Genomic DNA, 7,945 nt, shown 5'->3' with positions numbered 1-7,945 from the left:
AAGCCGGAGGAGTTCGACTTCGCCGCTGCTTTGCAAGGCGCAAGCCTGTTCCACATCTCCGGCATCACGGCGGCGCTCGGGCCGGGCGGCGTGGATCTGGCCCGCGCCGGGATCAGGGCTGCGCGTGCGGCAGGCATTCCGGTCAGCTTCGACTGCAATTTCCGCGAGAAACTGTGGGGCGCGTGGGACAGCAATCCGCGCGAGATCCTGCTCGAATTGCTGGCCGACGCGACGATCATGTTCGGTAACCACCGCGACATGACGCTGCTGCTGCAAAAGCCATTTTCCGGCGATGGCGCGGAACGGCGGCGCGAGGCGGTCGAGGCAGCCTTTGCCACCTTCCCCAACCTACAAGTCATGGCCAGCACCGCGCGTCATCCGATCACCCAGACCCATCACCGCCTCTCGGCCCGCGTGGACCTGCGCGAGGATCGGCATCAGACCGCCGAGATCGAGATCACCGACATCATCGACCGCGTAGGCAGCGGCGATGCCTTTGCGGCCGGGGTGCTGACGGGCTGGCTGGAAGGCGGGGACGCGCAGAAAATGGCGCGGCTTGGTCTGGCCATGAATGCCCTCAAACACTCCCTCCACGGCGACTGGCTCCGCCTATCGCGTGAGGAAGTGGACGGGTTTACAGGCAATTCGGGCGATGTGCGGCGGTAAGATAAAACCATAAATCGGGACAGGACAGACATGAAGCACAGCATGCTCGCGGTCCTTTTGCTGGCCCCCGCCATCGCATATGCCGCGCCGTCTCAGGTGGCGGTTGAGCAAGGCGTGCTGGTCGGGCAAACGCAGGACGGGGTGACATCGTTCAAGGGCATTCCCTTTGCCGCGCCGCCGGTGGGCGATCTGCGCTGGCGCGCGCCTCAGGGCCCGGCGGCGTGGGCGGGGCCGCGCGATGCGGCCAATTTCGGTCATGATTGCATGCAGGTCTATCAGGCCAACCCTCTGCCGCCCGGTTCGGAACATTCCGAGGATTGCCTCTATCTCAACGTCTGGCGCCCGGCTGGGGAGGCGCGTAAGCTCCCTGTTCTGGTGTGGATCTATGGCGGGGGCTTTGTGAACGGCTCGGCCTCGCGCTGGATCTATGCGGGCGACAGGCTGGCGCGGCGCGGGGTGATGCTGGTCAGCTTCAACTATCGCCTTGGCCGGTTCGGCACCTTTGCCCACCCCGCGCTGACCCGCGCCGATGAGGACAAGGGGCAATTGGGCAATTACGGCACTATGGACCAGATTGCCGCGATGCGCTGGATTCGGCGCAATATTGCCGCTTTTGGCGGCGATCCGACCAATATCACCATCATGGGCGAGAGCGCGGGCGGCATGTCGTTGCATAGTTTGCTGACCTCGCCGCAGTCGCAGGGGTTGTTCGCCCGCGCGATCATCGCCTCGGGCGGGGATGGTCATTTCATCGGTGATCCCACGCTGGCCGGGGCCGAGGCTATCGGCAAGGCTTTCGGCGAGGAGCAAGGGATTGGTGCACACGATGCCGATGCTCTGGCGCGGCTGCGCGCGGTTTCGGCGGACAAGGTGCTGGGCGGGATCAAGATGTCGGCGGTGATGGGGCCGGGGCCGCGCACATTCAGCAGCCCCTTTCCCGACGGCCGCGTGACGGTCGATCCGCTGGTGGCCTATCGCAAGGGGGCGTTCAACCGTGTGCCGGTGATGGTTGGCGCGACCAGCGGCGATCTGGGCGGGCGCGAGGGGATGATGGTCAAGGGCGCGCGGGATATGGCCGATATGTTTGCCGCCAAGGGCCTGCCGACTTACTACTATCGCTTTTCCTATGTGGCCGATGCGGCGCCCACGGCCAAGAGCGACGGGGCGATCCATGCCGATGATCTGCCTTATTATTTCGACACGGTGGACGTGAAATATGGCGACAAGACGCACCCGACCGATAGCGCGATGGGGCGCATTATCGCCGATTATATCGTGAATTTCGCCAAGACCGGCGTGCCGACCGCGCCCGGTCAGCCGCAATGGCCGGCCTATCGCGCCAAGACCCGCGTGATGATGGATTTTGACACGGCGGGCCGGGCCACGCCGGGGCGCGATCCATGGGCGGGTGGTGCGGCAGCGGCGGAAAAGACCGGCCCGCGCCGCCTGTTCAACGATGACGGCAGCCCGATGCGTTAAAAGGCGCGGCCCTCTCCTGATCGCGTCAGGGGTTGATAGGGACGCTTGGCCGCCACCGCCTCGTTGAGCACCGTGCCAAGGCCGGGGCGGTCGGACAATTGGCAAAATCCGTTGACGATGTTGGGCGTCTGTCCCTCGTGCAGGTCCAGTTCGAATTGCGAGGTGTAATCGCGTACCTCCTGCGCGTAAAAGGCAGTGGTTGAGGCGTCGAAGTGGAAATTGGCCAGCGCGCCTGCGGTTTCATGCGGGCCGTGGGGGGCGATCTGGATGCGGTTGGCTTCGCACAGAGCGGCGATCTTGCGGGCCTCGGTGATGCCGCCGCAGGCCGCCAGATCGGGCTGGGCAAAGTCGATCAGATGGCGATTGAGGTAGGGTGCGAAGCCCCATTTGGTCAGCACCCGCTCGCCCGTCGCGATGGCGGTGGTGGTATGGGCGCGCAGATGCGCCCAGTCCTCAATATCGTCCATCTGGATCGGTTCTTCGACCCAGAGGAGGTTCAGATCCTCGACCCCATGAAGATATTGCAGCGCCTCGCGCGTGGTCAGTGTGCCGTCCATATGCACGGCAAGCTGATGATCGGGGCCGACGATCTCGCGCCAACGGCGGGTGGTGGCGATCATCTGGGGGATGCTGCCCTTGGGCGCCTGAACGCGGGTGACGGTGATGCCCTGCGCCTTTTGCGCCTCAAAAATAGCGGGGGTCATATCCATCGTGCTGCCGTAGATGCGCAGGCGGTCGGTTCCCGCGCCGCCCAGCAATTTATAGATGGGGGCGCTCAAGGCTTGCCCCAGAATGTCCCAGAAGGCGATGTCGAGCGCGCTGATCGCCGCCGTCAGCGGCCCGCCGCGCCAGCGGGGCGTTTGGTAGAGTTCGTTCCACAGGCTTTCGATCTGGGTGGGATCGCGACCCACAAGCACACGTTCGCATTCCATGATCGCGGCGGCGGTGGCCATTTCCTTGCTGGTCTGGATCGCCACGCCAAGCCCGGTAAGACCCTGATTGGTATAGACCTTCACAAAGATCGAGCGGGGGGCGACGAGGAGGGTTTTCAGCCCCGTGATTTTCAGCCCCAAGGCCCCGGCCCGCGCCCGCGTTTCTGCCGGCGCCGTATCGCCCAGCGCCGCCAGCGGCAGGCCCGCGAGCATGGCTGTCATACCGCCCAGCGCGGCACGGCGAGTGATGGGCATTGAAGGCTCTCCCTATTGTCTTTGGCCCAAACAGTATCGCGGGAAACTGGGCCATCCCATTGCTGATCCGGGATGGATTGATCCGCATATGGCATGGGATGAATGCCCCTGCGCATTGGCGGGGCGTGCGCATGTATCGCAAAATATCGCCGAGGCGGGGCAGGCCCGTCCGATGAGGGAGAGAGCGATGCACTCGAGATCGAAACTGGCGTTACTGTCGGCGCTGGCCATGGGCGGGGCGCTGCATGCGCAATCGCGGACCCCGCCGGTGGCGACCTATCCGGCGATGACCGAATTTCCCAAGGAGAATAAAGCGGTGGCGGCAGAGTATCTGGCCCGTGCGCGCGCCGCTGCGGGCGACGACCTATTTGGTGATTTCGTCCACCGCTGCATCGCCGATCCGCGTTTCCGTCAGCGGGTCAATGCCTTGCAGATGAACGCCCTGCTGCCTCCGGCCAAGGTGTTCGACCAGCTCTATTTCGTGGGCCAGAACGCCGAATCTGCATGGGCACTCGATACGACCGAAGGCATCGTGCTGTTTGACGCGCTGGAGAATGAGGAGCAGGCGCGAGAGATCATCGTGCCGGGGCTGAAGACGGTTGGGCTGGACCCGGCGCGGCTGCGCTATATCGTCATCACCCACGCGCATGGCGATCATTACGGCGGGGCGGAATTTCTGCGTAAGACCTATGGCGCGGCGCTGATCTCCTCGGCGCCGGATTGGGCAGCGATGGATGCGATGCGCGCGCGGGGCAGGGCCGAAGGGCCGGAAGGCGTCCCCATGCCCCCCGCCCGAATCGAGGGCAAGGACCGGACCATTGCCGATGGCGAGGCGCTGAAACTGGGCGGGACCACGCTGCATTTCTATGTCACGCCCGGCCATACGGCGGGGACGGTTTCGACGATCTTTGACGTGACCGACCATGGCAAGCGCCATGTGGCGGCCTTTTTCGGCGGGTTTGGTGCGCCGCGTGATCCGCTCTTGCGCTATACCCATATCGCCTCGATGCGCCGCTTTGCCGATCTGGCGGCCAAGGCCGGGGCCGATATCATGCTGGCCAATCATCCGGTGCAGGATGGCGCGTTCGAAAAGCTGGAACTGCTGCGCTATCGGCGCGCAGGGGATGCCAATCCCTTTGTGGTGGGGCCGGATAAATTGGCGCGCTATTACAAGGTTCAGGAAACCTGCAGCCGGCTTGGGCTGGTGCGCGCCGGATTGGACCCGGAAAAGCGATAACTAAAGGCCCACCCTCCAGCCAAGGAGGGCGGGCCGCCGATCGAATTACATCGCCAAAGATTACATCGCGACCCGCACGCCAAGGCGGAACATACGGCCGATCGGATCATACAGCAGCGTGCCGCCAAAGGGCGGGGCGCGGTGGTTGAACACATTGTCGACCTTGAAATAGACCTGCGTGGCCTTGCCCAGTTTGTAATTGGCGCCGATGTCCAGATAGGTCGCACCGGGGATGTCGTTGAAATTATAGGTCGGGTTCTGCACCGTTGAGGCGGGGCAGTTGGTCGAGCAGACGATCGCATTGGGGTCGATATAGCCCGCGCTGATAATCCGTTCGGTCAGCGTTACCGAGGCTGGTCCCTTCTCCCAGGTCTGTTGCAGCATGACCTTCCACTTGGGCACACCATTGCCGGTTTCGGTATTGTTGCCGGCCAATTGCGCGATCTGCTGGCCCGCGATCCCGGTGTTGCTGACCATCGAGATGGCATGGGTGGCCAGAGCGCGCAGCGTCAGCATCCCCACCTTGCCCAGATTGCGGCGATAGGCGGCCTCGATGTCAAAGCCGCGCATGTTGAGCGAGGCCAGATTGAAGGGCTGTGAGATCACGTAAGGGTAGTCCGAGGTGCCCAGCGTGCCAGTGAATTTCACGTTGGAACAATAGGTTGTATTGCCGTTATAGCATAGGTCGATCACCTGTTGGTTGGTCAGGGTCGAGATCGCCTGATTGAGGCGGATGTCGTAATAGTCGAAGGAGATGCTCAGCCCCGGAATGAAATCCGGGCGATAGACCGCGCCCACGTCAATCGTCTTGGCGATTTCGGGTTTGAGCGCGGGATTGCCTATCGTGGCGGAAACCACCTGCACCGTGCCGCCGGTGGCGCGGTTGATGACGGGTTGATTGGCGGTCTGGGGCGCGGCGAAAAGTTCCGACAGATTGGGCGCGCGCAGATCGCGCGAGACCACCCCGCGCAGCTTAAGCCCCGAGAGCGGCGTATCCCATGTCGCGCCCACCTTCCACGTGTTGGCATTGCCCGCCGTGCTGTAATGCGCGGTGCGGCCCGACAGGCTCAGGTCGATCTTGCCGATCTCCTTGCTGTTGAGCAGCGGCAGGCCGATTTCGAGGAAGGCCTCGCGCACGTTGAACGACCCCGAGCCATTGTGATAATTGCCCGCGAACCAGTTGTTGCCCCCGGTGGAAAGCAGGGAATCGGCGGGGAAGGTGGCGGTGTTGGGCGTTTCGGTCGTCACGCCATTGCCATAGGGGTCTGAAATCGTGTTGTAATATTCATTGCGCCATTCCGCGCCCAGCGCCACCGAAACATCCCCGGCCCAGTTGTGGAAAGGCGTGGCATTGAAGGCGATGCTGGCCGCGTCCTCCTTGAAGGTGCTGTATTGGTAAGGCCCCGATCCGCCCGTCAGCCAGGCAAAGGCGGCATCGGAAATCTTGGCGCCCGAAAAGATGTTGATCGGAATGCATCCCGCCGCCCGCGCCGTGGCCGAGGAGCAGACGATATTGCCGCTGCCGTCGCGTACCGCATTGATGGCCGCATTATAGCGCCCGTTCAGCGTCATGTTGCGAATGTCGACATGCACATTGTTGGTGCCATGCTGATAATAAGCGTCGAATTTGATCGGCGTCGAACCGATGTTGAATGAGCCTTCGGTGCCCAGCACGAAGCGATACTGGCGGCGGACCGAGTAGATCGTCTCCTTGCCCGGCATGATCGCATTGGCCGTGCCATAGGAGAAGCTGGTGATACCCTTGGACGCGCAAAGCGCAGGGATCGTGGTCGAGGTCAGATAGGCGTTCGAACATTGCATGGTCAGATTGCCGGGCTTGCGCGGATAGGCAATCGGCGTGTTGCTGGTGCGCACTTCCGATACATTGACCGTGGCGTAGAGTTCCCAGTTAGGCGTCACATCAAAGCCGACGCGCCCGTATCCGACCACGCGGTTGATCGGATTGTCCAGCGTGTTGGTGGTGATGTAATTGTCCTGTTGCCCGCCGACACAGGTGCCAGAAACGCAGCCTGTGCCATATTGGAAGGCGTAAGGATTGCCGCTGCTGTCAAAGGCTGTGCCTGCCAGCGGGCCTGCGGTAATCAGGCCCACACCGCCCAGCGTGGTGGTCTGGGCATTATAGGGATAGGCATAGAATTGCGGCGCGCCTGCGGGCTGCGCGCCCAGCGCATAAGAGGTCGTGCCCGAGCGATAGGCATCGGGGCGGCCATTGGGATTGGCCCCGCCCACCTCGCCGCCCGCAACCCCCGAATTGCGGAAATATTCGCCTGCAATTTCGATATGCATCCGGTCGCCCATCAGGCCCCAACCCGCGGCGGCCTGCGCCAGCACGCTCTGATCGTCGCCATAGGTCGATGTGCCGCCCGACAGGTTGGCCTTGTATCCCTTGAACGTCTTGTCGGTGACGAAATTGACCACGCCCGCCACCGCGTCCGAACCCCATGAGGCCGACGCGCCGCCCGTTACCACATCGACCCGCTTGATCAGCAGTTGCGGGAACTGGCTGACATCGGCAATGCCGGTGATATAGGCGGGCACGACGCGCTGGCCGTCGAGCAGGGTGAGCGTGCGGATCGAGCCGAGCCCGCGCAGGTTGAGCGCCGAAAGGCCATTGTTGCCGAAACTGGTGCCGCCGTTCTGGCGCGTGTTGGCGGTGCCGACGCTGCCTTGCAGGGCGGGCAATTGGGCAATGGAATCGAACAGGTTGGGCTGGGCGGCCTGTTGCAATTGCTCGATGGAAACCACCGTGGTGGGCGTGGGGGCGTTAAAGCCGCTGGCGGTGATGCGCGATCCGGTGACGATGATCTCGGCGGCGCCAGGTACATTGGCGGGCGTGGCGGCGGGCGCCGTTTGCGCATGGACCGCACAGGGCAGGGCAAGGACAGCAAGGCTGCTGCTGATGATGAGTTTCTTGCGATTGGCGGCAAGGCGCGCGTTGCGGGCATTTTTCATGATGGCATCCCCCATTCACAGCATTATCCCGCTGGGGCGGGGCAATGCTGACATCCTCTGGCCTGTGGTTGTTGCCCCAGGATCTTTCCCCCACGCGCCGCATCTTTGTCTCGGCGCTATGGCTTGAGGCCCTTTTATGCCGCGCCTTTTGCGCGCAACCATTACGCGTTAGGCATGGAACAATGCCCAACCGGCACTGATGGCCGGGTGCTCCGCCAAATCCGCTATTTTACAGCGCGATTTGACGCTATTCTCGCGCCCGGAATGGCTGATATGCGTGAGCTTGGCCAAGCGATGCCGATCCAGCATGAATTGAACCAAGAATGGATATGGACGCACCGCGCCTTCTGGTCCTAGCCCAAAGACAAGGATCAACCAGAACACAGGATGGCGAGAGAGAGAT

General features: G+C 63.0%; 5 protein-coding genes. 3 read left to right on the top strand and 2 right to left on the bottom strand.

Annotation, left to right across the window (positions count from 1 at the left end; translation table 11 throughout):
• Together FHW96_RS18295 and FHW96_RS18290 are read left to right on the top strand one after the other, a co-directional pair.
• Positions 1 to 666: PfkB family carbohydrate kinase (locus FHW96_RS18295; protein ID WP_172342007.1), on the top strand; the 666-nt coding region annotated here is incomplete at its 5' end.
• Between the two features lie 42 nt (positions 667 to 708).
• Positions 709 to 2,145: a carboxylesterase/lipase family protein gene (locus FHW96_RS18290; protein WP_253951051.1), complete on the top strand. Its 1,437-nt coding sequence runs from the start codon at positions 709 to 711 to the stop codon at positions 2,143 to 2,145.
• On the opposite strand, the gene FHW96_RS18285 is transcribed toward FHW96_RS18290, so the two are convergent.
• The gene (locus FHW96_RS18285; RefSeq protein ID WP_172342005.1) at positions 2,142 to 3,332 is read right to left on the bottom strand and encodes an enolase C-terminal domain-like protein; all 1,191 of its coding nucleotides are present in this window, start codon (positions 3,330 to 3,332) and stop codon (positions 2,142 to 2,144) included. The two genes, FHW96_RS18290 and FHW96_RS18285, sit on opposite strands and share 4 nt — an antisense overlap.
• 187 nt (positions 3,333 to 3,519) lie before the next feature.
• Here FHW96_RS18285 and FHW96_RS18280 point away from each other — a divergent pair, with 187 nt between their 5' ends.
• A complete protein-coding gene (locus FHW96_RS18280) occupies positions 3,520 to 4,569 on the top strand; it encodes an MBL fold metallo-hydrolase (protein ID WP_172342004.1) in 1,050 nt (349 codons plus the stop codon).
• Positions 4,570 to 4,629: 60 nt separating this feature from the next.
• Here FHW96_RS18280 and FHW96_RS18275 read toward each other — a convergent pair whose 3' ends face one another.
• Positions 4,630 to 7,542 carry a TonB-dependent siderophore receptor gene (locus FHW96_RS18275; RefSeq protein WP_172342003.1) on the bottom strand — a complete coding sequence of 971 codons (2,913 nt, stop codon included), beginning with the start codon at positions 7,540 to 7,542 and terminating at the stop codon, positions 4,630 to 4,632.
• Positions 7,543 to 7,945: the final 403 nt, after the last annotated feature.

This window comes from Novosphingobium sp. SG751A (assembly GCF_013149295.1).
Taxonomy (GTDB): Bacteria; Pseudomonadota; Alphaproteobacteria; order Sphingomonadales; family Sphingomonadaceae; genus Novosphingobium.
This window is presented reverse-complemented; position numbering and strand designations above follow the sequence as displayed.

What these genes read in the sequence shown, in the direction of transcription:
- FHW96_RS18290 (WP_253951051.1), top strand. Translation starts at nt 709, where the DNA reads ATGCTCGCGGTCCTTTTGCTGGCCCCCGCCATCGCATATGCCGCGCCG.
- FHW96_RS18285 (WP_172342005.1), bottom strand. Translation starts at nt 3,332, where the DNA reads ATGCCCATCACTCGCCGTGCCGCGCTGGGCGGTATGACAGCCATGCTC.
- FHW96_RS18280 (WP_172342004.1), top strand. Translation starts at nt 3,520, where the DNA reads ATGCACTCGAGATCGAAACTGGCGTTACTGTCGGCGCTGGCCATGGGC.
- FHW96_RS18275 (WP_172342003.1), bottom strand. Translation starts at nt 7,542, where the DNA reads ATGAAAAATGCCCGCAACGCGCGCCTTGCCGCCAATCGCAAGAAACTC.